Source organism: Streptomyces araujoniae (genome assembly GCF_050871195.1).
GTDB classification, from domain to species: Bacteria; Actinomycetota; Actinomycetes; order Streptomycetales; family Streptomycetaceae; genus Streptomyces; species Streptomyces bacillaris.
In genome coordinates, this window is sequence record NZ_CP194070.1 from 2,127,414 (window position 1) to 2,153,817 (window position 26,404).

The 26,404-nt window shown below is 72.5% G+C and carries 21 protein-coding genes, 3 tRNA genes and 2 pseudogenes; 11 read left to right on the plus strand and 15 right to left on the minus strand.

What is annotated here, in order from left to right; all coding sequences use genetic code 11:
• Positions 1-56: 56 nt before the first annotated feature.
• Positions 57-900, minus strand: a pseudogene (locus ACQ9ZG_RS09080) (IS5 family transposase).
• Between the two features lie 265 nt (positions 901-1,165).
• On the opposite strand from ACQ9ZG_RS09080, the pseudogene ACQ9ZG_RS09085 reads away from it, so the two are divergent.
• A pseudogene (locus ACQ9ZG_RS09085) lies at positions 1,166-1,402 on the plus strand (IS630 family transposase); the annotation flags it as partial.
• 131 nt (positions 1,403-1,533) lie between these two features.
• Here ACQ9ZG_RS09085 and ACQ9ZG_RS09090 read toward each other — a convergent pair.
• From ACQ9ZG_RS09090 to ACQ9ZG_RS09100, 3 genes are all read right to left on the minus strand, one after another.
• A tRNA-Ile gene (locus ACQ9ZG_RS09090) sits at positions 1,534-1,607 on the minus strand.
• A 234-nt stretch (positions 1,608-1,841) separates the two neighbouring features.
• Positions 1,842-1,914, minus strand: a tRNA-Asn gene (locus ACQ9ZG_RS09095).
• Between the two features lie 5 nt (positions 1,915-1,919).
• A tRNA-Asn gene (locus tag ACQ9ZG_RS09100) sits at positions 1,920-1,992 on the minus strand.
• 181 nt (positions 1,993-2,173) lie between these two features.
• On the opposite strand from ACQ9ZG_RS09100, the gene ACQ9ZG_RS09105 reads away from it, so the two are divergent.
• From ACQ9ZG_RS09105 to ACQ9ZG_RS09120, 4 genes are all read left to right on the plus strand, one after another.
• Entirely contained in the window at positions 2,174-2,482 is a 309-nt protein-coding gene (locus ACQ9ZG_RS09105; protein WP_099220659.1) for a hypothetical protein, read from the plus strand.
• 52 nt (positions 2,483-2,534) lie between these two features.
• Positions 2,535-3,980 carry an FGGY family carbohydrate kinase gene (locus ACQ9ZG_RS09110; protein WP_028415336.1) on the plus strand — a complete coding sequence of 482 codons (1,446 nt, stop codon included), beginning with the start codon at positions 2,535-2,537 and terminating at the stop codon, positions 3,978-3,980.
• A gap of 135 nt (positions 3,981-4,115) precedes the next feature.
• Positions 4,116-5,849, plus strand: coding sequence for an ABC transporter ATP-binding protein (locus ACQ9ZG_RS09115; protein WP_018487005.1), 1,734 nt, complete (start codon positions 4,116-4,118; stop codon positions 5,847-5,849).
• Positions 5,849-7,777, plus strand: a complete 1,929-nt coding sequence (locus tag ACQ9ZG_RS09120; protein ID WP_028415335.1) for an ABC transporter ATP-binding protein — start codon at positions 5,849-5,851, stop codon at positions 7,775-7,777. The genes ACQ9ZG_RS09115 and ACQ9ZG_RS09120 overlap by 1 nt, the downstream gene beginning before the upstream one ends.
• 26 nt (positions 7,778-7,803) lie before the next feature.
• On the opposite strand, the gene ACQ9ZG_RS09125 is transcribed toward ACQ9ZG_RS09120, so the two are convergent.
• From ACQ9ZG_RS09125 to ACQ9ZG_RS09140, 4 genes are all read right to left on the minus strand, one after another.
• Positions 7,804-9,003: an RNA polymerase sigma factor gene (locus tag ACQ9ZG_RS09125; protein ID WP_109915538.1), complete on the minus strand. Its 1,200-nt coding sequence runs from the start codon at positions 9,001-9,003 to the stop codon at positions 7,804-7,806.
• 226 nt (positions 9,004-9,229) lie between these two features.
• On the minus strand, positions 9,230-11,176 hold the full coding sequence (dnaG, locus tag ACQ9ZG_RS09130) for a DNA primase (RefSeq protein WP_499280247.1): 1,947 nt from the start codon (positions 11,174-11,176) through the stop codon (positions 9,230-9,232).
• A gap of 82 nt (positions 11,177-11,258) precedes the next feature.
• Entirely contained in the window at positions 11,259-12,152 is an 894-nt protein-coding gene (locus ACQ9ZG_RS09135; RefSeq protein WP_499280249.1) for a class I SAM-dependent methyltransferase, read from the minus strand.
• Positions 12,153-12,266: 114 nt separating this feature from the next.
• The gene (locus tag ACQ9ZG_RS09140) at positions 12,267-12,884 is read right to left on the minus strand and encodes a helix-turn-helix domain-containing protein (protein ID WP_084995865.1); all 618 of its coding nucleotides are present in this window, start codon (positions 12,882-12,884) and stop codon (positions 12,267-12,269) included.
• Between the two features lie 187 nt (positions 12,885-13,071).
• Between ACQ9ZG_RS09140 and ACQ9ZG_RS09145 the strand changes: the two genes are divergently transcribed.
• Positions 13,072-14,670 carry an MFS transporter gene (locus ACQ9ZG_RS09145; protein ID WP_109916911.1) on the plus strand — a complete coding sequence of 533 codons (1,599 nt, stop codon included), beginning with the start codon at positions 13,072-13,074 and terminating at the stop codon, positions 14,668-14,670.
• Here ACQ9ZG_RS09145 and ACQ9ZG_RS09150 read toward each other — a convergent pair.
• From ACQ9ZG_RS09150 to ACQ9ZG_RS09160, 3 genes are all read right to left on the minus strand, one after another.
• Complete coding sequence (locus ACQ9ZG_RS09150; protein ID WP_028415330.1) at positions 14,561-15,820, minus strand: NAD(P)/FAD-dependent oxidoreductase; 1,260 nt, start codon at positions 15,818-15,820, stop codon at positions 14,561-14,563. The genes ACQ9ZG_RS09145 and ACQ9ZG_RS09150 overlap by 110 nt on opposite strands.
• Before the next feature lie 125 nt (positions 15,821-15,945).
• On the minus strand, positions 15,946-17,304 hold the full coding sequence (locus ACQ9ZG_RS09155; RefSeq protein ID WP_109917615.1) for a deoxyguanosinetriphosphate triphosphohydrolase: 1,359 nt from the start codon (positions 17,302-17,304) through the stop codon (positions 15,946-15,948).
• Between the two features lie 53 nt (positions 17,305-17,357).
• Positions 17,358-18,227 carry a sirohydrochlorin chelatase gene (locus ACQ9ZG_RS09160; protein ID WP_499281584.1) on the minus strand — a complete coding sequence of 290 codons (870 nt, stop codon included), beginning with the start codon at positions 18,225-18,227 and terminating at the stop codon, positions 17,358-17,360.
• A gap of 698 nt (positions 18,228-18,925) precedes the next feature.
• On the opposite strand from ACQ9ZG_RS09160, the gene ACQ9ZG_RS09165 reads away from it, so the two are divergent.
• The gene (locus ACQ9ZG_RS09165; protein ID WP_499280251.1) at positions 18,926-19,657 is read left to right on the plus strand and encodes a SanA/YdcF family protein; all 732 of its coding nucleotides are present in this window, start codon (positions 18,926-18,928) and stop codon (positions 19,655-19,657) included.
• Between the two features lie 422 nt (positions 19,658-20,079).
• Here ACQ9ZG_RS09165 and ACQ9ZG_RS09170 read toward each other — a convergent pair whose 3' ends face one another.
• Positions 20,080-20,646: a gamma-glutamylcyclotransferase family protein gene (locus ACQ9ZG_RS09170; RefSeq protein WP_109917401.1), complete on the minus strand. Its 567-nt coding sequence runs from the start codon at positions 20,644-20,646 to the stop codon at positions 20,080-20,082.
• Positions 20,647-20,654: 8 nt separating this feature from the next.
• Positions 20,655-20,999, minus strand: coding sequence for a divalent-cation tolerance protein CutA (gene cutA, locus ACQ9ZG_RS09175; RefSeq protein WP_028415325.1), 345 nt, complete (start codon positions 20,997-20,999; stop codon positions 20,655-20,657).
• A 173-nt stretch (positions 21,000-21,172) separates the two neighbouring features.
• Here cutA and ACQ9ZG_RS09180 point away from each other — a divergent pair, with 173 nt between their 5' ends.
• The 3 genes from ACQ9ZG_RS09180 (at position 21,173) to ACQ9ZG_RS09190 (ending at position 23,394) form a co-directional block, all read left to right on the plus strand.
• Entirely contained in the window at positions 21,173-21,634 is a 462-nt protein-coding gene (locus ACQ9ZG_RS09180; protein ID WP_109917402.1) for a DUF5990 family protein, read from the plus strand.
• 427 nt (positions 21,635-22,061) lie between these two features.
• Positions 22,062-22,610, plus strand: coding sequence for a GVDTG sorting domain-containing protein (locus ACQ9ZG_RS09185; protein WP_109914851.1), 549 nt, complete (start codon positions 22,062-22,064; stop codon positions 22,608-22,610).
• Positions 22,611-22,761: 151 nt separating this feature from the next.
• The gene (locus ACQ9ZG_RS09190) at positions 22,762-23,394 is read left to right on the plus strand and encodes a class F sortase (protein ID WP_028415323.1); all 633 of its coding nucleotides are present in this window, start codon (positions 22,762-22,764) and stop codon (positions 23,392-23,394) included.
• A 16-nt stretch (positions 23,395-23,410) separates the two neighbouring features.
• On the opposite strand, the gene ACQ9ZG_RS09195 is transcribed toward ACQ9ZG_RS09190, so the two are convergent.
• On the minus strand, positions 23,411-24,202 hold the full coding sequence (locus tag ACQ9ZG_RS09195; protein WP_109914112.1) for a TSUP family transporter: 792 nt from the start codon (positions 24,200-24,202) through the stop codon (positions 23,411-23,413).
• Positions 24,203-24,618: 416 nt separating this feature from the next.
• Between ACQ9ZG_RS09195 and ACQ9ZG_RS09200 the strand changes: the two genes are divergently transcribed.
• Positions 24,619-25,785: an alkaline phosphatase PhoX gene (locus tag ACQ9ZG_RS09200; protein WP_084995857.1), complete on the plus strand. Its 1,167-nt coding sequence runs from the start codon at positions 24,619-24,621 to the stop codon at positions 25,783-25,785.
• A gap of 87 nt (positions 25,786-25,872) precedes the next feature.
• Here the strand turns inward: ACQ9ZG_RS09200 and ACQ9ZG_RS09205 are convergent, their stop codons facing one another.
• Positions 25,873-26,283 carry a VOC family protein gene (locus tag ACQ9ZG_RS09205; protein ID WP_109917636.1) on the minus strand — a complete coding sequence of 137 codons (411 nt, stop codon included), beginning with the start codon at positions 26,281-26,283 and terminating at the stop codon, positions 25,873-25,875.
• Between the last annotated feature and the right edge of the window lie 121 nt (positions 26,284-26,404).

Sequence of the window (26,404 nt, forward strand, 5' to 3'; positions counted from 1 at the left end):
CTCACAGCCTCCGTCACTACGCCGTGCGATCGTCTGCCTCCCCTATGTGCTCAAGATCAGGCCCCTCTGGTCCAGTCCGCGCGGGGTCCACTGCCGGTGAGCCGTCTGGTCATGAGGGTGATGAGTGCCCAGGTCAGATGAGCTTCGGAGTGTTGGGGCAGGCGTTCGTGGTCGCGGACGTTGCGGCGGGATTTCATGATCCAGCCGAGGGTGCGTTCAACCTTCCAGCGGCGGGGCAGGATGACGAAGCCTTTCGCGCCGCGGGGGGGACACGGTCTTGAGAGCCATGTTGAGGAAGTCGCAGGTCCAGTTCACGAGCTGGCCGGCGTAGGCGGAGTCGGCCCAGACCTGGGTGATTCGGGGTTCCATGACCCGCAGGCGCCACAGGAGTTCTCGGGCGGCGTCGCGGTCGGTGGTGTCGGCGGGAGTCACCGTGATCATCACGGGCAGGCCGAGGGTATCGACGGCGATGTGTCTCTTGCGTCCGTTGATTCTCTTTCCGGCGTCGAAGCCGCGGGTGGCCTTGGAGACGGTTTCGGCGCCCTTCACGGACTGTGAGTCGACGATCAGTGTGACGGGCCAGGGGTATCGCCTCTGGCCCGTGCGGATCTGGCGGCGTAGCTGGTCGCGGAGGAAGGCGATGACTCCGGCCCGGTTCCAGCGCCAGAAGTGGTAGTAGACGGTCTGCCAGGGCGGGTAGTCGCAGGGCAGAGCACGCCATTTGACGCCGTTGTCGACGACGTGGCGGATCGCGTCGATGATCTCGCGGCGGTGCCATTCCTCCGGCCGGCCGCCGGTCTTGGTCTGGCAGGCGGGGACGGGCAGGAGCGGTTCGATCAGCGCCCATTCGGCGACGGTGGTGTCGGAGGGATAGCGGCAGCGACGCGAGGAGGGCGGCATGACGGTCTCGGGGAGTTGGCTGGTTGCGAAAGACCCAGCGACTGCTCGGCTGAGCACTCAGGAAGGACCAGTGCGCCGTCGGCGAGGTGCGGCCCCTGCTCGCGGAGCGAGGATGCACGGTCAACCCCGAGGAGCGGCTGCGGACTCTTGCCGAGGCCGTCAGCGCTCCGACCGCAAACGATCACCGGGTAGTGGTGCCGGCCGACCCTGCACCGGTTGGATGTGACGACACGTCCGTTCGGTGCGAGGAGGGGCGACGGCAGGGCTGGTCAGGGTCCGCGGACTGACTGATCAGGAGGGGCGGAAGCCGCAGCGGATCGTACGGCGGGGCAGCACCAGCACGGTGCGGGGCGGCGGTTCCGCAGGGCGATGACGGTGCCGGCCTCCGCAGGTGAACAGCGTCCCGGTGATCGCGAATCTCGTGCGGGCAGACGAGGACGCCGTCCGTGACGTCATCCACCGCTTCAACGAGATCGGCCTGGCCTGCCTGGGAGGCCCTCCGCTGCCTGCTCGGGCACCGTGGCGTGACGCTACGCCGGACCAAGACACGGCACGCGGCGGACACCGCACGGAAAGGCGGCCGTGAAGACCACGTTTCCCCAGGTCAGAACGATTCTGCCTGGGGAAACCCGGTGGGGCGGGTGGGACTCGAACCCACGGCCGACGGATTATGAGTCCGCTGCTCTAACCGGCTGAGCTACCGCCCCTTCTCGGCGTGGCGCGTACAAGTGTGCGCACCGTCTGCCGCAGCATAGCCGGTCATACGATCTCTCGCTTCGGATGGCCGACTTCGCCTGATCTTGAGGACGGCGCTGCGTGCTGCCCGGTTGCAGGAAAGATCGAGAAGACCCGAACGTGTCACTCCGGGGCCCTCGGGCGCCCTGGGGAGGGTGGCGGCCGGGCACGCGAAAGAGGACCCCGAAGGGTCCTCTTCCGTACCGCTCCCCCGACTGGACTCGAACCAGTAACCCTCCGGTTAACAGCCGAATGCTCTGCCAATTGAGCTACAGGGGATCGCGCTCCCCCGACTGGACTCGAACCAGTAACCTGCCGGTTAACAGCCGGCTGCTCTGCCAATTGAGCTACAGGGGATTGCTGCGTTGCCTCGAATCGTACCTGCCTGGCGGCTGCCGGGCGGCGCGCGTTCGCTGCGACACATACATTAGCGCAAGCAGGGGGGTGCTCCGCCAATCGGTATCGCCCGGGGTGATCTCGGGTGCCCGCGGGTAGGCGGCCTGCACACGTCGCACCAAGCGTAGGAAGGGTGGCAGCCATGCGGTACCGGCTCACGTTCATCGCCGGAGTGGCCCTCGGTTACGTGCTCGGCACGCGAGCCGGGCGCGAGCGTTACGAGCAGCTGAAGAAGTCGGCCCAGCGGTTCGCGGAGAACCCCGCCGTGCGCAACGCCGCCGAGAGTGCGGCGCACAGCGGCCGGGACATCGCCGGAAAGGCGTACCACTCGGTCAGCGACAAGGTCGGGGACAGGGTGCCCGCCTCCGTTGCCGAGCGCGTGCGGTCGCTGAAGGAGCGCAGCAGCCAGAACGGCGGCGTCGAGGACGACTGGGGCACGACCAACACCTGAGGGGTGCGGGCGTGAGTTCCGGGAACGTCCCGCGGTGCGGCAGAATCTCCGTATGGGCATAGTCGCGGGGCTGGACAGTTCTTCCGCCTTCACTCACATCGTCGTCTGCGACACGGACTCAGGTGCCGTGCTCCGGGAGGGGTATGCCGCCCACCCGGTCGAGGCCAAGGCCACCGAGGTCGATCCGCAGGCCTGGCTGCTCTCCCTCGGTGAGGCGGCCTCCGGCGGGCTGCTCGAAGGTGTGCAGGCCATCGGTGTCTCCGCCCAGCAGCACGGGCTCGTCCCGCTGGACCAGCAGGGCAACCTCGTGCGGCCCGCGCTGCTCGGCAACGACCGGCGGGCCCAGGTGGCCGCGGCCGATCTGATCGACTCGCTGGGCGGGCGGCAGGCCTGGGCCGAGGCCGTCGGGGCCGTACCGCAGGCCTCGCAGCCGGTGGCGAAGCTGCGGTGGCTGGCCCGGACCGAGCCGGAGCACGCCCAGCGGGTGGCCGCCGTGCTCCAGCCGCACGACTGGCTCGTGTGGCAGCTGCTCGGCCGGCCCGCCCGGCGCACCACGGACCGGGGCGCCGCCTCCGGAACCGGCTACTGGTCGGCCGGGGCCGCGTCCTACCGGCCCGACCTCGTCGAGCTGGCCCTCGGCCACCCGGCCGCCCTGCCCGAGGTGCTCGGCCCCTCCGAGTCCGCCGGGATGACCCCGGAAGGGCTCCTGATCTCCGCCGGGACCGGTGAGACGATGGCCGCGGCCTTCGGGCTCGGGGTCGCGGTGGGCGACGCGGTGGTCTCGCTCGGGGCCTCCGGTTCCGTCATGGCCGTCCACCACGAGGCGCTCGCCGACTCCAGTGGAATGATCACCTCCTTCGCCGACGCCACCGGGATGCATCTGCCGGTCGTCCATGTCTCCAATGCCGTACGGGCGCTGCGCGGCACCGCCGAGATGCTCGGCGTGGACGGGCTGGAGGAGCTGTCCGCCCTGGCGCTCAAGTCCACCCCCGGCGCCTCCGGGCTGGTGCTGCTGCCGTATCTGGAGGGCGAGCGCACCCCGCAGCTCCCGCACACCGCCGGCACCCTCTGCGGGCTGCGGCGCGAGTCGATGAAGCCCGAGCATCTGGCGCGGGCCTCCTTCGAGGGGATGCTCTGCTCGCTGGCCGACGCCCTGGACGTGCTGCGCGGGCGGGGCGTGGAGGTGCGCCGGGTCTTCCTGCTCGGCGCCGCCGCCGAGCTGCCCGCCGTACAGGCCCTGGCGCCCGCGCTCTTCGGCACGCAGGTCGTCGTACCGCAGCCCGCCCAGTACGCGGCGATCGGCGCGGCCCGGCAGGCGGCCTGGGCGCTCGGCGTCTCGCAGGGCACCCTCGACCCGCGCACTCCCCCGTCCTGGCAGGGCGCCGCCGCCCAGGTGCTGGAGCCGGGCGACGAGCTGGCGGTGGGCGGGGCGGTGCGTCAGCAGTACGTGGCAACCCGGGACCAGTTGCACCCCGGGGCTTTCGGCGGGGGCCAGTAGGAGCACCGCGCCCGCTCCAGCCTTGACCGGAGTTTGGGGAAAACGGCTCGCTGTCGGAGTACGGCGTACGCGAAACTTGGTCGGCCTCTGCCCTCCGCCGACTCAGAGAGACACGGCCGACTCCGAGAGACACGCGTGCTCATAAAACTCCTGCGGGCCCATCTGGGCCCGTACAAGAAACCCATCGTGCTGCTGGTCCTGCTCCAGCTGCTCCAGACCTGCGCCACCCTGTATCTGCCCAGCCTGAACGCGGACATCATCGACAACGGTGTCGTCAAGGGCGATGCCGGCTACATCCTGGAGTTCGGCGGCCTCATGATCGCCGTCAGCGTGCTCCAGGTCCTCTGCAACGTGGGGGCCGTCTTCTACGGGGCCCGGACCGCTTCGGCGCTGGGCCGGGACGTGCGGGCGGCGGTCTTCGACCGGGTGCAGTCGTTCTCGGCCCGGGAGCTGGGGCGGTTCGGGGCGCCCTCGCTGATCACGCGGACCACCAACGACGTCCAGCAGGTCCAGATGCTGGTGCTGATGTCGTTCACGCTGATGGTGTCGGCGCCGATCATGTGTATCGGCGGCATCATCATGGCGCTCGGCCAGGACGTCCCGCTCTCGGCCGTGCTGCTGGCGGTGGTGCCGGTGCTCGGGATCTCGGTGAGCCTCATCGTGAAGAGGATGCGGCCGCTGTTCCGGACGATGCAGGAGCGGCTCGACACGGTGAACCGGGTGCTGCGCGAGCAGATCACCGGCAACCGGGTGATCCGGGCGTTCGTCCGCGACGGTTACGAGGAGGAGCGGTTCCGGGGGGCCAACACGGAGCTGACCGATGTGTCGGTGGCGACCGGGCGGCTGATGGCGCTGATGTTCCCGACCGTCATGACGGTGGTCAACCTGTCGTCCGTCGCGGTGGTGTGGTTCGGCGCGCACCGCATCGACAGCGGCGGGATGCAGATCGGTGCGCTGACCGCGTTCCTCGCGTATCTGATGCAGATCGTGATGGCGGTGATGATGGCCACCTTCATGTTCATGATGGTGCCGCGCGCCGAGGTGTGCGCCGAGCGCATCGAGGAGGTGCTCGGCACGGATTCCAGTGTCGTGCCTCCCGTCTCCCCCGTCACCGAGCTGCGTCGGCACGGGCAGCTGGAGGTGCGCGGTGCGGAGTTCCGCTACCCGGGTGCCGAGGAGCCGGTACTGCGGGCCGTCGACCTGGTGGCGCGCCCCGGGGAGACCACCGCGATCATCGGATCCACCGGAAGCGGGAAGTCCACGCTGCTCGGTCTCGTACCCCGGCTGTTCGACGTGACGGACGGCGAGGTGCTGGTCGACGGCGAGGACGTGCGGACGCTGGATCCGGTGCTGCTGGCGAAGACGGTGTCCCTGGTGCCGCAGAAGCCGTACCTCTTCTCGGGGACGGTGGCGACGAACCTGCGGTACGGGAATCCGGACGCCACCGACGAGGAGCTGTGGCACGCGCTGGAGGTGGCACAGGCCAAGGAGTTCGTGGCGGGACTGGAGCACGGGCTGGAGGCGCCGATCGCCCAGGGCGGCACCAATGTGTCGGGCGGTCAGCGGCAGCGGCTCGCCATCGCGCGGACGCTGGTGCAGCGGCCGGAGATCTATCTCTTCGACGACTCGTTCTCGGCGCTGGACTACGCGACCGACGCGGCGCTGCGGGCGGCGCTGGCCCGGGAGACGGCCGCGGCGACCGTGGTGATCGTGGCGCAGCGGGTCTCCACCATCCGTGACGCCGACCGGATCCTGGTGCTGGACGAGGGGCGGGTCGTGGGCAGCGGTACCCATCACGAGCTGATGGGCGGCAATGAGACGTACCGGGAGATCGTGCTCTCCCAGCTGACGGAAGCGGAGGCCGCGTGATGGCCGGTCCTGGCGGACGGATGATGGCCGGGGGCGCGCCCACCGAGCGGTCGATGGACTTCAAGGGGTCGGGCAAGCGGCTGCTGCGGCGGTTCGGCCGGGAGAAGCTCTCCCTCTGGCTGATGCTGGCGGCGGTGACGGCCAGCGTGGGGCTGTCGGTGGCCGGGCCGAAGATCCTGGGGAAGGCGACCGACCTGATCTTCGCGGGGGTGGTCGGCCGGCAGCTGACGGGCGCCACCACGAAGGCGGAGGCGATCGAGGGGCTGCGCGCGGAGGGCAGCGGTTCGATGGCCGACATGCTCTCGGGGGTGGACTTCACCCCGGGGCGGGGCATCGACTTCGGTGCGGTGGGCGGCGTGCTGCTGGCCGTGCTGGTGATCTACCTGGCCGCCGGGGCGCTGATGCTGGTGGCCACGCGGCTGTCGATCCGGGTGATCAACCGGATCGTCTTCCAGCTGCGGGAGGACCTCCAGACGAAGCTGGCGCGGCTGCCGCTGTCGTACTTCGACCGGGCCAAGCGCGGTGAGGTGCTGAGCCGGGCGACCAACGACATCGACAACATCTCGCAGACGCTCCAGCAGACGATGGGGCAGCTCATCAACTCGCTGCTGACCATCGTCGGCGTACTGATCATGATGGTCTGGATCTCGCCGCTGCTGGCGCTGGTCGCGCTGGTGACGATCCCGCTGTCGGTGGTCGTGGCGACGCAGGTCGGCAAGCGGTCGCAGCCACAGTTCGTGAAGCAGTGGCAGGTGACGGGACGGCTCAACGCCCATATCGAGGAGATGTACACCGGGCACACCCTGGTGAAGGTGTTCGGGCGGCAGGAGGAGTCCGCGCGGGACTTCGCCGAGCAGAACGAGGCGCTGTACGAGGCCGGGTTCAAGGCACAGTTCGCCAGCGGGCTGATGCAGCCGCTGATGTTCTTCATCTCGAACATCAACTACGTGCTGGTGGCGGTCGTGGGCGGGCTGCGGGTCGCCTCGGGCACGCTGTCGATCGGTGACGTGCAGGCGTTCATCCAGTACTCCCGGCAGTTCTCGATGCCGCTGACGCAGGTCGCCTCGATGGCCAACCTGGTGCAGTCGGGCGTCGCTTCGGCCGAGCGGGTCTTCGAGCTGCTGGACGCGGAGGAGCAGGGCCCGGACCCGGAGCGCGGCGAACTGCCGAAGGAGCTGACGGGGCGGGTCTCGCTGGAGAAGGTGTCCTTCCGCTACGAGCCGGAGAAGCCGCTCATCGAGAATCTGTCGCTGAGCGTGGAGCCGGGGCAGACGGTCGCGATCGTCGGCCCGACCGGGGCGGGCAAGACCACGCTGGTCAATCTGCTGATGCGGTTCTACGAGGTGACCGACGGGCGGATCACGCTCGACGGCGTCGACGTGGCGCAGGTGTCCCGGGCCGATCTGCGGTCGCGGATCGGCATGGTGCTCCAGGACACCTGGCTGTTCGGCGGTTCCATCGCGGAGAACATCGCGTACGGCGCCGCGCGCGCGGTCACCCGGGAGGAGATCGAGGAGGCGGCCCGGGCGGCGCACGCGGACCGGTTCGTCCGGACGCTGCCCGACGGGTACGACTCGGTGATCGACGACGAGGGCTCCGGGGTCAGCGCGGGCGAGAAGCAGCTGATCACCATCGCGCGGGCGTTCCTCTCCGACCCGGTGATCCTGGTGCTGGACGAGGCGACCAGCTCGGTGGACACCCGGACCGAGGTGCTGATCCAGAAGGCGATGGCGCGCCTGGCCCACGGGCGTACGTCGTTCGTGATCGCGCACCGGCTCTCCACGATCCGGGACGCGGACGTGATCCTGGTGATGGAGAACGGGTCGATCGTGGAACAGGGCACGCACGCGGAGCTGTTGGCGGCGGGCGGGGCGTACGCCCGGCTGTACGCGGCGCAGTTCGCGGAGGCGCTGGCGGAGGTGGACTGAGGCCGGGGCGGGGTGCCGGCCCGGGATCAGTCCAGGTAGCCGCGGAGCTGGTCGGCGAAGGCGTGGTCCCGCAGCCTGCTGAGGGTCTTGGACTCGATCTGGCGGATGCGTTCGCGCGTCACGCCGAAGATCCGGCCGATCTCCTCCAGGGTGCGGGGCCGCCCGTCCTCCAGGCCGTAGCGGAGCTGGACGACCTTGCGTTCGCGCTCCCCGAGGGTGGAGAGGACCGCCTCCAGGTGTTCGCGCAGCAGCAGGAAGGCGGCGGACTCGACGGGTGAGGCGGCGTCGCCGTCCTCGATGAGGTCGCCGAAGGAGACGTCGTCCTCCTCCCCGACGGGGGCGTGCAGGGAGACCGGCTCCTGGGCCAGGCGCAGGACTTCGGTGACCCGCTCCGGGGTCAGGTCGAGCTGGGCGGCGACCTCGTCGGCGGTGGGCTCGTACCCGCGTTCCTGGAGCAGTCTGCGCTGGACGCGGACCACCCGGTTGATCAGTTCCACGACATGGACGGGGACGCGGATCGTCCGGGCCTGGTCGGCCAGGGCGCGGGACATCGCCTGGCGGATCCACCAGGTCGCGTACGTGGAGAACTTGTAGCCCCGGGCGTAGTCGAACTTCTCCACCGCCCGGATCAGCCCGAGGTTCCCCTCCTGGACCAGGTCGAGCATGGTCAGCCCGCGCCCCACGTACCGCTTGGCGACGGAGACGACCAGGCGGAGGTTGGCCTCGATGAGCCGGCGCTTGGCGGTGCGGCCCATGACGACGAGCCGGTCCAGGTCGCCCGCGAGCCGGGAGTCCAGGTCCGGGGTGCCCGCGAGTCGCTCCTCCGCGAAGAGCCCGGCCTCCACGCGGCGGGCCAGCTCGACCTCCTCGGCGGCGGTGAGGAGCGGGATGCGGCCGATCTCGCGCAGATACTGCCGGAAGAGGTCGGAGGTGGGGCCGCCGTTCTCCGCCCGGTTCCGCGCCTCGCGGGGTTCGGGGGCGTCCTCCGCTTCCTCCATGACGGCCTCGGATGCGCTCGTGACCGCGTCGGTGGCCCGTGCGGGCGGGCCGTCGGCCGCGGTCTCCGGGTGGTCCTCCCGGGGGCTCCCCTGCGGGTTCTCCGGAGGGTTCTCCCGGGAGCTGTCCGGAAGGCTCTCCCGCGGGTTCTCCGGGTGGCGGACGGCCCGGTTCTGCGTGGGAATCACCGACATGTGCTCGGTCGTGCTCGTCACGGTCCGGGTCTGCACGGGGGCGACCTCCAGGTGATCGCTGCCTGATGACGGGACGGAGGTCCGCGCCGGGGCCCTGGGTCGAGACAGATCGGGCCCGCGCACTCCGATGACTCTGGCAGCCCCAGTGTGGGGCACGGCACAGGGTTGTCACGAGGGGCGTGCGGGGACTTTCTGATTCCGTTCGGTCACCGGGCGGTTACTGCTCCCGGGTCCGGAGCGGGCCTGGGGAGGCCCCGGCCGCTCAGAGCGCGTCGGCGCCCCGGGCCCGCAAGGACTGGGCGTACTGCTGGAGGACCCAGACCTCGTTCTGCGCGGCGGCCAGCTCGTGGGGGGCCACGTTGCTGCCGAGGCGGGCGAGGCTGCTCTGTACGTCGTCGATGCGGCGGTCGACGGCGCGGAGCCGGACCTGGACGAGCTGGACGCCCGCGTAGTTCTCGTCGATCGTCTTGCCGTGGAAGACCTCGACCGCCAGCTCGGTGACGAGGCTGCGGACGGTGTCGTCGGGGGCCGCGTCCATGACGGCGACCAGATACTCGCGGCTGTCCCCGAGCCCGCGCTCGGCGCCGCCCGCCTCCTCGATGCAGCGGCGCACGGCGGTGTAGGGCGGGGCGGTGAACTCGTCCGCGCCGTACGCGTCGAAGGCCGGGCAGACCAGTGCGGGCTTCTGGAGGGCCAGCTTCAGCAGCTCGCGCTCGGTGCGGTGGGCGGGGCTGCGGAGGTGGAGGGCGGGGCCGGAGGAGGCGGTGCGGCCGGCGGGGGGGTAGGCCTGGGCGGACCGGGGGTCGCCGCCACGGCGGTCCTGGGGGCCCGGGCCCCGGCCGCCGCGTCCGTCGCCGCCCCGGCCCTCGCCGCCCTTGTCGCGGGCCCAGCGGGCCAGTTGGGCGACGCGGCGGACCACGAACTCCTGGTCCAGGATGCCGACGAACCCGGCGAGCTGGACCGCCACCTCCCGCTGCACGCTGCTGGTCTTGATCTTGGCGACGACGGCGGCGGCCTCGTCGAGCGCGGCCGCCCGGCCCGCCGGGGTCTCCAGGTCGTACCGGCCGACGATCTGGCGCAGGGCGAACTCGAAGAGCGGGGTGCGCGGCTCGACCAGGTCGCGTACGGCGTCGTCGCCCTTGACCAGCCGCAGGTCGCAGGGGTCCATGCCGTCCGGGGCGATGGCGATGTAGGTCTCGGCGGCGAACTTCTGGTCGTCCTCGAAGGCGCGCAGGGCGGCCTTCTGGCCGGCGGCGTCGCCGTCGAAGGTGAAGATCACGCGGGCGCTGCCGTTGTCCATGAGGAGGCGGCGCAGGATCTTGATGTGGTCGTTGCCGAAGGCGGTGCCACAGGTGGCGATGGCGGTGGTGACCCCGGCGAGATGGCAGGCCATGACGTCGGTGTACCCCTCGACGACGACGGCCCGACTGGCCTTGGCGATGTCCTTCTTGGCCAGGTCGATGCCGTACAGCACCTGGGACTTCTTGTAGATCGGGGTCTCGGGGGTGTTCAGGTACTTCGGGCCGTTGTCGTCGTCGCGGAGCTTGCGGGCGCCGAAGCCGACCACATCGCCCGCGGTGTCGCTGATCGGCCACATCAGCCGGCCGCGGAAGCGGTCGATGGGGCCCCGGCGGCCGTCCTGGGAGAGGCCGGAGGTGATCAGCTCCTTGTCGCTGAAGCCCTTGCCGCGCAGATAGCGGGTGAGGTGGTCCCACCCGGCCGGGCTGTAGCCGACGCGGAAGTGGGCCGCGGCCTCCTGGTCGAAGCCGCGCTCGGCGAGGAACTTCCGGCCGATCTCGGCCTCGGGGCTCTCCAGCGCGCGGACGTAGAACTCGGCCGCGGCCTGGTGGGCCTCGATCAGCCGGATCCGCTCGCCGCGCTGGTGGGAGGGGTTGTAGCCGCCCTCCTCGTACCGCAGGGTGATGCCCGCCTTGGCGGCGAGGCGCTCGACCGTCTCCGAGAAGGAGAGGTGGTCGATCTTCATCACGAACGCGATGGTGTCGCCGCCCTCCTGGCAGCCGAAGCAGTGGAACAGGCCCTTGCCGGGGCTGACCTGGAAGGAGGGGGACTTCTCGTCGTGGAAGGGGCAGAGGCCCTTGAGGTTTCCGCCGCCCGCGCTGCGTAGCTGGAGGTACTCGGACACCACGGAGTCGATCGGGACCGCGTCCCGTACCGCCTTCACGTCGTCATCGTTGATCCTGCCGGCCACGGATGAAGTCTACGGGTGAGGTCGGACAGCCTGACGCCCGCCGGGTTCCGGGCCCCGCCCCCGGACGCGCCCGCGCCGCGGATCAGGCCGGGCGGCGGGCGGCCCAGACGGTGCGTTCGGTCCGTACGGCGAGGTCGTCGCGGCGGAGCAGGGAGCCGGGGCCCCCGGTGTCGAGCAGCCGGTCGAGCGCGGCCAGGTCCTCGGGCGCGAGCGCGTCGGCCACGCTGCGGCGCAGCCGGCGGAGGCTGCTGAGGGCGTAGGCCCCGATCGTCCCGGCGCGGGGCCCTTCCGTCCGGCCGGTGTCCTGGCCGATGTCCACCGTGATCACGTGCTCGTCCTCGACCGTGAACCCGGCGCCGGTCAGCTTCGGGCCCCAGTCGGCGCCCCGGTGCGGCACGTGTTCGGCGTGGAAGCGGACGCTCGCCCCGTGGCACCGCTCCTCCAGGCCGGGCCGCTCCGCGGGGGCGTCGGCGGGCAGGAAGCGGGGGAAGCCGGACAGCTCCACCACGGCGAGGAGCCCGCCGCGGGCGAGCAGGCCGTGGACGGTGCGCAGGGCCCGGTCGGGGTCGGCCATGTGGTGCATCGAGGCCGACGCCCACACCAGGTCGGGGGTGCCGAGGTCGGGCCAGTCGGCGGCGTCGAGATCGGCCTGCACGGTCCGTACGCGCCCCTCGTCGCCCCGGGCGCACGCCTTCTCGCGTACTCGCTGGAGGTGGGCGGCAGAGGTGTCGACGGCGGTGACGTGGGCCTCGGGGAAGCGGCCGAGAAGGGCGAAGGTGCCCGCGCCCGTGCCGCACCCGAGGTCGACGATCCGGCGGGGCGGCGCCTGGAGCGGGAGCCGGTCGATGAGGGCGGCGGTGTGCTCGGCGAGCACCTGGGCGTCCAGCTCCAGGATCTCCCCCTCGACGTGGTGGTCCGACGTGTGGGCGTGGCCGTGGCCGTGGGCGGGTGCCTGCGTGGTGTGTGCGTGCGTCATGGGTCCCACGCTAGGGCGGCCATGCCCGTACGGCACGACGTCTCCCGGTACTGGCAAGGAGTCGGCCGCCGCCGATGCGGGGCGCGCAAGCGGAGCCCGTACGCGCTCCGGGCGTCATGTCGTGTTCGGCAGGTCCGGCGCGCAGTCCTTCGCGGCTCCCCGGCCCTCGCGCAGATGGCCGCGGCGGGCGTCGCGGTCGAAGATCCCGAGGATCTCGCACGGGCCGCCCTCGGCCCCGATGGCGTGCGGCAGCATCGTGGGGAACTCTGCGGCCTGGTTGGTCTCCACGCGGAAGCGGCGGTGGCCCAGCATGAGGGTCGCGGTCCCGGAGAGGACGACGAGCCACTCCCGGCCGGGGTGGGCGCGCATCCGGGCCGGGTTGTCCGGGGGCGGTTCGGTCATCCGCTGCCGTACGACGGTCATACCGGGGTCGCCCTTGACGGGCCAGCGCATCAGCCCGTGGGCGCCGTCGATCATCGGGCTGGTGATGACGTCGTCGGAGGCGGTCTCCACGAGCTGGTCGAGGGTGGTGTCCAGGGCCCGGGCGAGCGTGACGAGCTGGTCCAGGGCGAGGCGGCGCTGCCCGTTCTCGATGCGGCTGAGCGAGGACTGGCTGAGGTTCGCCCGTCCGGCCAGTTCCTCCAGGGACCAGCCCTGGGCCACCCGCAGGGCGCGGATGCGTTTGCGTACGAGGCTGTCCAGGTCGCCATCATCTTGCTCCATGCGCAACATTGTATGCCTTGACCGCAAAACGCGCCTAGCGTCGTGGCGCGGGTCCGGAAGGGCCGGGCCCCGTACGACATGAGAGGCACCCATGAGAACGCATCCGCCCGCGCCGGGACCGGCATCCGGAGCCGGTCCCGGACCCCGGACTCCCGGGGCCGTCGAACCGGACCCGCCCGGTCCGCGCCGCCTCCGCATGATCCTGATCGCCGTCTCGGTCGCGCTGATGGCGGTCATCGCGTCGGTCTCCGGGCTGAACGTGGCGCAGACCGATCTGGCCGTCGAGTTCGGCGCCTCCCAGTCCACGGTCCTGTGGATCATCAACATCTACACCCTGACCCTGGCGGCGCTCCTGCTGCCGCTCGGCGCGGTCGGTGACCGGATCGGCCGGAAACCGATGCTGGTGGCCGGGCTGACCGTCTTCGGCGCCGCGAGCGTGCTGGCGGGGCTGGCGCCGACGGCCGGGGTCATGCTCGGCGCCCGGGTCCTCAGCGGAATCGGGGCCGCGATGATCATGCCGATCACGCTGGCCGTGATCACCTCCACCTTCCCCGAGGAGGAGCGCGGCAGGGCGATCGGCGTCTGGACCGGCGTCGCCGGGGGCGGCGGCATCATCGGGATGTTCCTCTCCGCGCTGCTGGTGGACGTGGCGAGCTGGCGGTGGCTGTTCGTCCTGCCGGTCGTGCTGATCGTGGTGGCGCTCGCGATGACGGTGCGCTCGGTGCCCGACTCCCGGGAGCGGACCGGGCACTCCTTCGACACCGTCGGCGCGCTGGCCTCGGTCGTCGCCGTGACCGGCCTCATCTTCGCTCTCCAGGAAGGCCCGGAGAAGGGGTGGAGCCACCCCGTCACCCTCTCCGCCCTCGCCGTCGGCGCCCTCGCCACCGTCGCCTTCGTGGCCCGGGAGCTGCACCGCCGGGAGAGTGCCCTGCTGGACGTACGGCTCTTCCGTGAGCGGCGGCTCGCCGGCGGTTCGGTCACGCTGCTGGTCGTCTTCGGGGTGCAGGCGGGGATCGCCGTGGTGCTCTTCCCGTTCCTCCAAGCGGTGCTGGGCTGGTCCGGACTGCTGTCCACCCTGGCGCTGATGCCGATGGCCGTCCTGATGATGCTGGCGTCCGGGCTCGCCCCGCGGCTGGCCGCACGGGTCGGGGCCCGTACGACCATGGCGGCGGGGGTCGCGCTGGGCGGCACGGGACTGGCGCTGATGGCCCTGTTGGTCTCCGTGGGCGGCGGCTACCTGTCGGTCCTTCCCGGCATGCTCGCCATGGGCCTCGGCATGGGGCTGGCGATGACCCCCTCCACCGAGGCCATCACCGCCGCTCTGCCGCGGGAGCGCCAGGGTGTGGCGTCCGCGCTGAACGACGTGACCCGCGAGTTCGGCACCGCGCTGGGGGTCGCCCTGCTCGGTGCGCTGCTGTCGGCCGGCTACCGCGGTGCCGTGGACGGCCGGCTGGACGGCATCCCGGAAGGCGCGGCGGACACCGCGCGCGAGGGGGTCGCCCACGCGGTCGAGGCGGCGGGCGACGCGGGACCGCACCGCCAGGCACTCCTGGACGCCGCCCAGCGGTCCTTCGTCGACGGCTGGCAGCAGGCCATGTGGGCGGGGGTCGCCGTGATGGCCGCGCTCTTCCTTCTCGTGCTCCTCCGAGGCCCGAAGAGCCCGGCCCCGGTCCCCGCGCAGGTGGTCAGAGCAGGGACGACAGCTCCACCGACGGATCGGCCAGCGCTTCCGGATCGTGCTGCTGACCGGCCCGGATCAGCTCCTGGATCGTCTCCGTCACGTCCCACACGTTGACGTTCATCCCGGCCAGGACACGGCGGTCCTTCAGCCAGAACGCGATGAACTCGCGCTTCCCCGCGTCCCCCCGGATGATCACCTCGTCGTAACTGCCGGGCGGCGCCCAGCCGGAGTACTCCAGGCCCAGGTCGTACTGGTCGGAGAAGAAGTACGGCACCCGGTCGTACGTCACCTCCTGGCCGAGCATGGCGCGGGCGGCGGCCGGTCCGCTGTTGAGGGCGTTGGCCCAGTGCTCGACGCGCAGCCGGACGCCGAGCAGCGGGTGGGCGACGGCGGCGACGTCCCCGGCGGCGTAGATGTGCGGGTCCGAGGTGCGCAGCGAGGCGTCCACGGCGATGCCGCCGCCCTGTGCCCGCTCGGCCATCTCCAGCCCGGCGGCCTCCGCGAGGGCGGAGCGCGGGGCGGCGCCGATCGCGGCGAGCACGTCGTGGGCGGGGTGCTCCTCGCCGTCGTCGGTGCGGGCGGCCAGCACCATGCCGTCCTGGCCGATGATCTCGGTGAGGCGGGCGCCGAAGTGGAAGCGGACGCCGTGCGAGCTGTGCAGTTCGGTGAAGATCTGGCCCAGCTCGGGGCCGACGACCTGGTGGAGCGGGGTGGCCGACGGCTCGACGACGGTGACCTCCGCCCCGTAACCCCGGGCGGCGGCGGCGACCTCCAGGCCGATCCAGCCGCCTCCGGCGATCACCAGGTGGCCGTTGTCCCGGCCGAGGGCGGCGAGCACGTTGCGCAGCCGGTCGGCGTGGGCGAGGCGGCGCAGGTGGTGGACGCCCGCGAGGTCGGTGCCGGGGATGTCGAGGCGGCGGGGCTCGGAGCCGGTGGCCAGCAGCAGCTTGTCGTAGTGGACGACGGTGCCGTCACCGAGCTGCACGGTCTTCGCGTACCGGTCAAGGGCGGTGACGGGCTGGCCGAGGTGGAGTTCGATGTCGGCACCCGCGTACCAGGGGCGCTCGTGCACGAAGACGCTGTCGCGCTCCTCCTTGCCGCCGAGGTAGCCCTTGGAGAGCGGTGGCCGCTCATAGGGGTGGTCGCGCTCGTCCCCGATGAGGATCACCCGGCCGGTGAACCCTTCCGCGCGGAGTGTCTCGGCCGCCTTCGCCCCTGCGAGTCCCGCTCCGACGATGACGAATGTCCGATGTGCGTCGACCACTTGATGCCTCCTCAGTACTGTGCTGCGCGGCGCCCCCGGCTGCGAGCGTCCCGCACGCAGCGTGATGACGAAAGAGGGTGTGCCCCGAACAGGTCACCCCCAGTGGTCACTTTCCAGTCTGCCCCTCAGCCCCGGCGCTCGGTGAGTGCGGCGTGCAGGGATCGTGCGGAGGCGTCGGTGAGAGCCGCGATCTGGTCGACCAGGACACGCTTGCGGGCGTGGTCGTCGGTCGCCTGGTCGAACAGCGCGCGGAAGTGCGGTTCCAGGCCCTCGGGCGCGCGGGCGGTGAGGGCGGCGGCCAGCTCGGCGATGACGATGCGCTGGTCGGCGCGGAGGGTCTCCTGCTCGGCGCGCTGCATCACATAGCGGTCGGCGACCGCCTTGAGGACCGCGCACTCGTTGCGGACCGTGCGCGGAACGACCAGCTCCGCCCCGTACCGGGTGAGGCGGCCGGGGCCGTGGACGGCGCGGGTGGCGGTCTCGGCCTCCGTGCAGAACCGGCCGATGAGCTGGCTGGTGGCGTCCTTCAGCCGGGCCTGCGCCACGGCGGAGCCGTCGTAGCCGTGCGGCCACCACTCCTGCTCGATCAGCCGGTCCAGCGCGTCGGCCAGCTCCTGGGGGTTGGTGTCGGCGGGGACGTACCGGCCGATGGCGACCGCGAAGATCGCATCGCGCTCCGGCTCGGCGTAGAGGCAGTTGGGGTCGATGTGCCCGGCGTGCAGCCCGTCCTCGAAGTCGTGCACCGAGTACGCCACGTCGTCGGACCAGTCCATCACCTGGGCCTCGAAGCAGGTGCGGCCCTCGGGCGCCCCCTTGCGGGCCCACTCGAAGACCGGCAGGTCGTCCGCGTACACCCCGAACTTCACCGAGTGCGGGTCGGTGGGGTGCGCGCCGCGCGGCCAGGGGTACTTGGTGGCGGCGTCCAGGGCGGCCCGGGTCAGATTGAGGCCGACGCTGACCAGTTCGCCGGTGCGCGGGTCGTGGACGAAGCGCTTGGGCTCCAGGCGGGTCAGCAGCCGCAGCGACTGGGCGTTGCCCTCGAAACCGCCGCAGTCCGAGGCGAAGTCGTTGAGCGCCTGCTCGCCGTTGTGGCCGAAGGGCGGGTGGCCCATGTCGTGGGAGAGGCAGGCCGTCTCCACCAGATCCGGGTCGCAGCCGAGGACCGCGCCCAGCTCCCGGCCGACCTGGGCGCACTCCAGGGAGTGGGTGAGGCGGGTGCGGGGGCTGGCGTCCCAGGCGTGGGAGCGGGTGCCGGGGGTGACCACCTGGGTCTTCCCGGCGAGCCTGCGCAGCGCGGCGGAGTGCAGCACCCGGGCCCGGTCGCGCTGGAAGGCGGTGCGGCCGGGGCGCTTGTCCGGCTCGGTGTCGAAGCGCTCGGTGTCGGCAGGCCCGTACGGCACCGGTCCGGTCCCGCTCTGTGCGCTCCGGGCACCTTCCGTGCCGTCTGTCTGTTCCGCCCCGCGTACGCCCTGTGTCCCGTCCATGGTTCCGACAGTAGCGACCGGGACCGACAACGCGCCGTGAGCGGGCCGGGGAGTCAGGCGGAAGCGAGCAACCTCACTGCCGCGGCGGGGGCGGTGGCCGACACGGCCTGGTCGTAGCGGTGGAGGAGGAGGCGGGCCAGGGCGGGGTGGGCGCCGAGCGGAAGGGCGGCGGCCGCGCGGGGCGCGGCCCCGGCGGCGGCGCTCGCGAGGCGGCCGGGCGCGGTGAAGTACGAGGCGACGAAGGTACGGTGCCGGCCCCGGGCGGCCAGCCGGCGCAGGGCGGCGGGGACGGTGGGGGTGGTGGCGGAGGCGTAGGCGGGGACGACGGGCACCCCGCCGAGCCGTTCTTGGAGCATCCGGGCCGTACGCCGGGTGTCCTGGGCCGAGTCGGGGTCGCGGGACCCGGCCGCCGCGAGGACCACGGCGGTGTGGCGGTCGCCCTGCTCGGCGGCGTCCCAGCCCGCCTCCACGAGCCGCCCGTACAGCGCCTCCACCAGGAGGGGGTGCGGCCCGAGGGGGGCGGCGATCCGGGTCCGCACGAAGGGGGCGGCGGCCGCGGCGGCGGGCAGGTCGCGCTTGACGTGGTGGCCGCGGCCCAGGAGCAGCGGTACGAGGACGGCGTCGGCCCCGCGCAGGCCGTCCAGGGCGGCGGGGAGCAGTGGCCGGTTCAGCTCGAAGTGGCCGAGCCGGACGTCCAGCCCGGGGCGCAGGTCGCGGACCCGGTCCAGGAGCGCGAGGACGGTCCGCAGGGCTCGCGGGTCGCGGCTGCCGTGGGCGACGAGGAGGAGGGTGGGCGGGTCGCCGCCCGGGGCGTACGCGGAGGGCGGGGCGTACGCGGAGGGCGGGGCGCCTGCTGCGGCGGGGGGCTGGGCGCCTGCTGCGGCGGGGGGCCGGGTGCGGTCCATGGGTCGGGTGCGGTCCATGGGTCGGCGGGTTCCGTTCCGGGAGACGAGGCTGAGTTGGGTGGCGAGCTGGGCGGTGACGCGGGTGAGGAGCTGCGCGGTGCTGTCGAGGGGCACGGTGGTGTGGCCGGGCGCCGATTTGTGGCCGGGGCTGTCGTCGCTGCCGGGGCTCGGGCTGGCGGGGACGCGGCTGCCGGGGCCGCCGGGGCCGGGGCTGTCGTGGCTGGGGCCGGGGGTGCCGGGGCCGGGGCGGGGGCTGTCGTGGCCGGGGCTCTCGTGGCTGGGGCCGCCTCCGCTTTCGCCTCCGGGGAACGGGGGCGGGGGCGAGGACGAGGGCGGGCGCGGGTCCGGCGGCCGGCGGGAGTGCTGCGTGGGCGGCTCCGTCATGGACCGATGGTGCCGGGCGGAGGTTGCCGGGCCGTTGCGTGAGGGTGACGGTGGCTTACCTCCGGCTCATGGGGGGGCGGCCGGTGTGCGGGGCGGGGGTCTGTGTGTGGGGGGGGTGGGGCCTGCCGGTGTAGGGGGTGGGGCCTGCACCCCTATCTGCCGATCGACGAACCTTTCGGGCGTTTCGCTCGTCAGGTGAGGTGAGACCGCAGGACGGTACGGAGACGGTACGGACGACGAGGGGGGCTCGCATGCGACGGGTGCGAGAGGGACAAGAAGCACGAGCGGCACAAGCGTCAGGAGCGGCAGGAGCGGTACGGAAGCTGCGACGGGTGCGGGCGGCCGGGGACGGGAGAGAGGGGCCACGGCCGCGACGGGCGCGGCTGCGGCTCCCACCGCTGCGGCTGCCGCGCTCCCGGCGGGGCCGACGGCTCGCCGTGCAGGGCGTGATGGCCCTGTGCGTGCTGGCCCTGCTGCCCGCGACCTGGATGCGGCTGGGGGCGGGTGACCGGGTGGGGACCACGGCGGACGCCCCGGCCGGTGAGGTCGTCATGGTGTTCGGCGCCGGGCTGTGGAAAGGCCGGCCGACCCCGTATCTGGCCCACCGCCTGGACGCGGCGGCCGAGCTGTACCGCACGGGGAAGGCGAAGGTCGTCCTGGTCACCGGCGACAACAGCCGCGTGGAGTACGACGAGCCGGACGCGATGCGGACGTATCTGACCGAGCGCGGGGTGCCGGACGACCGGATCGTCAGCGACTACGCGGGGTTCGACTCCTGGGACTCGTGCGCGCGCGCCAAGAAGATATTCGGGGTCGACCGGGCGGTGCTGGTGAGCCAGGGCTTCCACATCCACCGGGCGACCACTCTCTGCCGCTCCGCGGGGATCGACGCGTACGGGGTCGGGGTCGACGAGCCCCGCGACGCGACGTGGTACTACGGCGGCGCCCGCGAGCTGGCCGCGTCGGGGAAGGCGGCCCTGGAGGCCCTGTTCCGCCCCGACCCGCACTTCCTGGGCCCGCAGGAGGGGGGCGTGGCCGAGGCACTGGCGTCGGCGGGGCGCTGAACGGGGGCGGTTGGCTCGCGCTGAGCGGGGGCCGTTGGCTCAAGCAGGCGCTCGGGCGGGGGCCGTTGGCCCCGGCAGGCACTGAACGGGGCCCGTCGGCTCAGGCAGACGCTCGGGCGAGGCCCATTGGCCCTGGCAGGCGCTGAACGGGGCCGTCGGCTCAGGCAGACGCTCGGGCGAGGCCCATTGGCTCAGGCAGGCGCTGAGCGGGGGCCGTTGGCTCAGGCAGACGCTCGGGCGAGGCCCATTGGCCGCGGAACGCCCTGAGCAGGGCCAGCCGCTCCGGCCGCCCCCCCCTCAGGCCCCACACGCTCCGGCCCGGCTCCCAGGCTCCGGCCCAGCGCCTCAGGCCGGCATGGGCGGCGCGCCGACCGACCCGGTGATCGGCCCGGTGCTCGGCCCGGTGTCGCGGATGCCGGGGTTCACGGTGTGCGCGGTCCGCCCGGAGGCCTCCCGGTGACCCATCGGCCGCCGTCGATGAGGCTGCCGCCGGTCCGGAGGGAGCGGGTGACGGCGGCAGCGGCGAGATAGACCCAGGCCCGCACCGGCCCCGCACCGACGGCGCTCCCCTCGCCCTCCTCCGCCCTGCCGTGCCCCGGGTGGCCTTCCACCGCGCGGTCCCGCCCCGGGCCGTCCGCCCCTTCGCCGCTCTCCCCCGGCAGTTCGACCTCCCGGACGACCCGCTCGTACAGATTGCGCGGGTGGCCGGGGCCGAGGTACTCCTCCAGGTGGTCCAGGAGCCCGAGCAGTTCGCCGTACACACCGGGCACGGCGGTGAGCAGGGTGCCGTGGACCCGGCCGTGGCCCTCGATGGCGTACGGGTAGCCGGGCCCGTCGTACAGCAGGGCCCGGGGCAGGACGGCGGGCCGCTCCCCCGTCGTACGGCCCCGGAGGAACAGCTCGTGGTTGGGTTCGCCGGGGAGCAGCGTCCCGTAGACGAAGAACGGCAGTTCGCCGGTGGGCGGGGAGCCCGGGTGCGGGGTGCTCATGGCCGCCGTCACAGAGCGGCTGCGGGGGCCGTCTCCGCCGTCACCCAGCCGAGGTAGCGGGCGCTGCCACGGAGGACGGGGACGGCGATGACCTCGGGGTTCTCGTAGTCGTGGGCCGCCAGGAGATACGCCTCCAGCTCCTCGTACCGCTCCCCCGCCGTTTTGAACAGCACCTGCCACTCCTCGGAGGACTCGATGGCGTTCTGCCAGCGGTAGACCGAGGTGACGGGCGCGGAGATCTGCGCACAGGCCGCCAGCCGGGCCTCCACCGCCCCCTGCGCCAGCTCGTGGGCCTTCTCCTCGCTGTCGGTCGTGGTCAGTACGGTCAGCCATGCCGGCGGCGGCGCTGTCATCGTTCGGTCTCCTCGGATACGGCGGACTCCTGCCCGTGCACCGATTGTCGTCCCCGCACGGGTCAGCCGCCGTACGGACGCCGATTTCCCCCCCGCGGGGATTCGCCCCGCCCGGCCGACCGGTCCAGAAGTGCCGTGACCGTCCGCGGCCCGCCGTGACGGACCATGGGTCCATGCAGATCCATATCGAGGCATCGGCGCTTCCCGGTCGCGCCTGTGGGCCGGACTCCGACTTTCCCGGGTGCGAGAACATCCACGTCGGCGTACAGCGCAAGGACCGGCCCGGGGAGTTGCTCGGGCTCTGCCCCGGGGACGCTCCGGGCGCTTCGTGGACGCTGGAGTGCACGGCCGAGCAGACGGCGGACGGGGTCGTGGTCTCGGGGCCGTACATCCAGAACCGGCTGGGCGGGCGGTTCGTCTATCTGTCGTGGGGCACGGTGGACGGGGCCGGGGTGTTCAGCATGTTCCGGCGCGCCAAGCTGATGTTCGACGACATCGGGGCGGAGGTCCTGGAGGCCGCGGTGCGCTCCGGGCGGCTCACCGGGCGGCTCGGGCTGACCGACGGGAAGGGGCAGCCGCTGTGCGGCCGGGTGCGGCCGCCGGCGATCTCCTGGAGCGCGGGCGCGGGCACCTGATCCCGGCGACGAGCCCGTGACAGACCTTGCGGGGACGGAGTGACGGGCCGGGCGGCGAGCCCGTGGAAGTGACACCGCCCCCACCGGGCCCAGGGGGGGTTGGGCCGGGTGGGGGCGGGTGCCGTGGGGGGCGGAGGGAATCCGTCCCGTGGGGGGATGTCTACCGTGTGCCCCCGCCCCGGGAAGACATGTATGTGACCTGGGTCACATGAGGAATCCGGGGCTCACTCGTTCGGCACCCGGACCGGCAGCACGGACCGAACGGACCAGTCGCACCACCCTGACCTGCGGTGATCCTCGACAGCAAGAGTGCCGCGCCGGGCCGTACGGGTGAAAGCTGATCCGGTGTCAGAAGGCATGCGGTGGCGACCCGCCGTTAGGTCAGGGGCAGGACACCACCGCTCGCGCCGTCTGCCCGGAGGAACCCATGCGCAGTCCTGCCCGCCTCGTGACCGGTACCGCCACCGCCGCGGCCACCGTCATAGCGCTCGGTCTCGCCGCCGCCCCGTCCGCGTACGCGGACAACTTCGGCCGGCTGGAGATCACCCCGGCGACCGCGCCCCCCGGCGCCACCGTCACCGTGAACACCACCGCCTGCGGCCCCAAGGGATCGGGCATCGGTGACGCCAACTCCCTGGACGCCGGGGACTTCGAACTCCGCCACGGTACGCACAAGGAGGTCCTCGTCGGCCAGTTCCGGGTGCCGCACGACACCCGGCCCGGGGTCTACGAGATCGTCGTCACCTGCGACAACGGCAAGGACGCGGTCGGGGACCTCAAGGTGATCGGCGGCGGCAAGCACGAGAAGCCCGACCACCAGCGCCCGTCCGGCCATGTGCGGACCGGCGTCGGCGGCAGCGTCGAGCCCAACTCCACCCAGGTCGCCCTCGGCGTGGGCGTGATCGGCCTGGCGGCCGTCGGCGGGCTCTGGCTGCTGCGCCGCCGCACCGAGCCCGGCACCGAGAACGGCCGCTGAGGCGGGCGTGCCGGGCCGACGCGGCCCGGCACGCCCCCTGCTCCCGGGCCCGACCCGCTCCCCCGCGCGTCCGGCCCGGGCAGCCTCGTCCGCGAAACCCACGGCTCACCCCCAGTCCGCGAAACCCCACGGCTCACCCCCAGGACTCCCCGTGTCCCAGAGCGCGCAGAAAGCCCGAGGCTGGCTCGTCGGCATCGCCGTGCTGTGCGGTATCTGGCTGGTCCAGAACGGCTCCGGCGAGCAGCTGATCCCGCCGCAGCCCTCCAGCGCCCAGGCCTTCGCCGCCGGGCCCGAGCTCCAGCCGGGCTCTCCGGTGGCCGAACCGCTGCGGCCCTCCGACCCCGTCCGCATCCGCATCCCGAGCATCGACGTGGACGCGCCGATGATGCGGCTGGGGCTCGGGGCAGACGGCAGCCTGGACGTACCGCCGGACGAGGACCGCAACCTCGCGGGGTGGTACGCCGACGGGGTCCCGCCCGGAGCCAAGGGCACCGCCGTCGTCGCCGGGCATGTCGACAACGCCGAGGGGCCCTCCGTCTTCTACGCCCTCGGCGCCCTCACCAAGGGCACCCGCGTCGAGGTCGTCCGCGAGGACGGGCGCACCGCCGTCTTCTCGATCGACGCCATCGAGGTGTACGACAACAAGGACTTCCCCGACCAGCGCGTCTACGGCGACTCCCCGCACGCCTCGCTGCGGCTGATCACCTGCGGCGGCGGCTTCTCCAAGGAGACCGGCTACCAGGGCAACGTGGTGGCCTACGCCCATCTCACCGATGTGCGGTGAGCCTCCCCCCGGTCCGCTACGCGGTCCACTGGTCGTAGCCCAACTTCGCCACCAGCGCGAACACCACCGTCAGCAGCACCGCCCGGACGAAGCCGCTCCCCCGGTTGAGCGCCATCCGGGCCCCCGCCATCCCACCCGCCAGGTTGAAGAGGGCCATCACGGCTGCCAGCTGCCACAGGACCGAGCCCTGGTAGGCGAACATGGCCAGCGCCCCCGCGTTCGTGCACACGTTGACGATCTTGGCGGTGGCGGACGCCGTCACCAGGTCCAGGTGGAGTACGGCGGTGAGGGCCAGCACGAGGAAGGTGCCGGTCCCCGGGCCGAAGAGGCCGTCGTAGAAGCCGATCCCGCCGCCGACCAGCACGACCGCCGTGACGATCCGGGCCCGGGTCACCGGCCGGGCGTCCGCGCCCTCCTGCGCCGCCGTGCCGAACGACGGGCGCAGCAGCACGAACGCCGCCACCCCGAGCAGTGCCACCATGATCACCGGGCGCAGCACCTCGCTGCTGATCCCGGCCGCGAAGAACGCCCCGCCCATCGAACCGGCCAGCGCCATCAGCCCCACCCGTACCGCCAGCCCGACCCGTACCGGGGCCCGGCGCACATAGGTGATCGCGGCGCCCGAGGTGCCGACGATCGCGACGGCCTTGTTGGTGCCGAGGACGTGGGCGGCGGGGACGTTCGGCAGGCCGAGCAGCAGGGCGGGCAGGAGCAGCAGCCCGCCCCCGCCCACCACCGCGTCGATCCAGCCCGCGGCGGCCGCGGCGAGGCAGAGGAGGACCAGGGTGGTGAGGGTGATGTCGGGCATGTCCTCGACACTAAGGGGGCGCCAGGAGCGGGGACTCACAGGGGCTGGCCTGCGGTGCCGGGCGCACGGGTCCGTCCGGGAAGCCGGTGCGATGCCGCCGGGTCACACCGGGCCTCCGGGCCCTCTCCGTGGAGAAGCACCCGTGAGGAAGAGCCGCGAGGAAGAGCCCGTGAGGAAGGGCCCGCAGGACGTTCTCCCCCGTCGAGCCGGGGTTCATGGAGGCGCACGGCTTCGACCCGTACGCCGGGGCCCGGAGAGAGCGTCGACCGCGCGGAGCGGACGGTGGCCGCCCGGCCCCGGCCTCCCACAGTTCACCGCTTGTTGAGGGCACGTCAACTACGCGCCCCTACAGTCCTGACGCGCGACCCGCCGGTCCCGTCCGGGGCGGCGGGCCCTCACTCATCCGTGGAGTGATCGTGGAACGTCGGACCTTCTTGCGCACGGCGGTGGTCGGCAGCTCGGCGGCGGCCTTCGGCGGCACCCTGTGGCGCGGCGCCGCCTCCGCCGCCCCCGCCCAGCCGGCCCCCGGCCCGTACGGCGCGCTGCAGGCGGCCAACGGCAACGGCATCCAGCTGCCGAGCGGCTTCACCAGCCGGATCATCGCCCGGTCGGGACAGACCGTGGCGGGCACCTCCTACCGGTGGCACAGCGCCCCCGACGGCGGGGCGACCTACGCCGACGGCTCGGGGTGGATCTACGTCTCCAACGCCGAGGTCTCCTCCGGCAGTGGCGGCGGGGCGAGCGCGGTGCGGTTCAACTCCTCGGGCACGGTGACGAACGCGTACCGGATCCTGTCGGGGACGAACAACAACTGCGCGGGCGGCTCCACCCCGTGGAACACCTGGCTCTCCTGCGAGGAGGTCACACGCGGGTACGTCTACGAGACCGACCCCTGGGGAGTGAACGCGGCCGTACGGCGGCCCGCGCTCGGCCGGTTCAAGCACGAGGCGGCCGCGGCGGACCCCGACCACGGGTACGTCTACCTCACCGAGGACGAGAGCGACGGCCGCTTCTACCGCTTCCGGCCCGCCACCTGGGGCAACCTGTCGAGCGGCACGCTCCAGGTCCTGGTCGGCGGTACGGGCACCTCCGGCGCCGTGACCTGGGCCGACGTCCCGGACCCGGCCGCCTCCTCGACCCAGACCCGCCACCAGGTCTCCGGCGCGAAGGTCTTCAACGGCGGCGAGGGGTGCTTCTACGCGGCGGGCACCTGCTGGTTCACCACCAAGGGCGACAACCGGGTGTGGGCGTACGACGCGACCACCTCGTCGATCTCGCTGACGTACGACGACTCGCTGGTGACGGGCGGCGCGGCGCCGCTGACCGGGGTCGACAACGTCACCCGGTCCGGCTCCGGCGACCTGTACGTGGCGGAGGACGGCGGCAACATGGAGATCTGCCTGATCACGCCCGCCGACACGGTGGCCCCGTTCCTGCGGATCACCGGGCAGTCCTCCTCGGAGATCACCGGCCCGGCCTTCTCGCCGGACGGCAGGCGGCTCTACTTCTCCTCGCAGCGCGGCACCAGCGGCAGTTCGTCCGGCGGGATCACGTACGAGGTGACGGGTCCGTTCCGCGGCTGACGCGTCCGCGTACGGGCGACCGCGCCGCCCGCGCGTGCGCCGGGACTCCCCTGTGACCCCGGCGCACGCCCTCACGGACCGGCGTGGTCAGCCCTCGCCCTGGACGGCGGACTCGTCCATCCAGACGACCTCCCAGATGTGGCCGTCGGGGTCCTGGAACGAGCGGCCGTACATGAAGCCCATGTCCTGCGTCTCGCCCGCCGGGGAGCCGCCCGACGCCAGGGCCGCGTCGGCCAGTTCGTCGACCTTCTCGCGGCTCTCGGCGCTGAGGGCGAGGATGACCTCGGTCGTCCTCGACGCGTCCGCGATGTCCTTCTTGGTGAAGTCCTTGAAGCGCGGCTCCGTGAGCAGCATGACGAAGATCGTGTCGCTGATGACCACACACGCGGCCTTGTCATCGCTGAACTGCGGGTTGATGCCGTAGCCGAGCTTCCCGAAGAAGCCCTTCGCGGTCTCCAGATCCTTCACCGGCAGGTTCACGAAGATCATCTGAGCCATGGTCGTTGCCTCTTCCTGCGTTCCGTCGTGCGCTGCCGTGGTCCGTGCGGCGCTGTCGAAGGGGTAGACGGCGGGGCAGCCCGGAACTCATCGCCGTACGGGGAAGAAGTTTCGAAGCGCT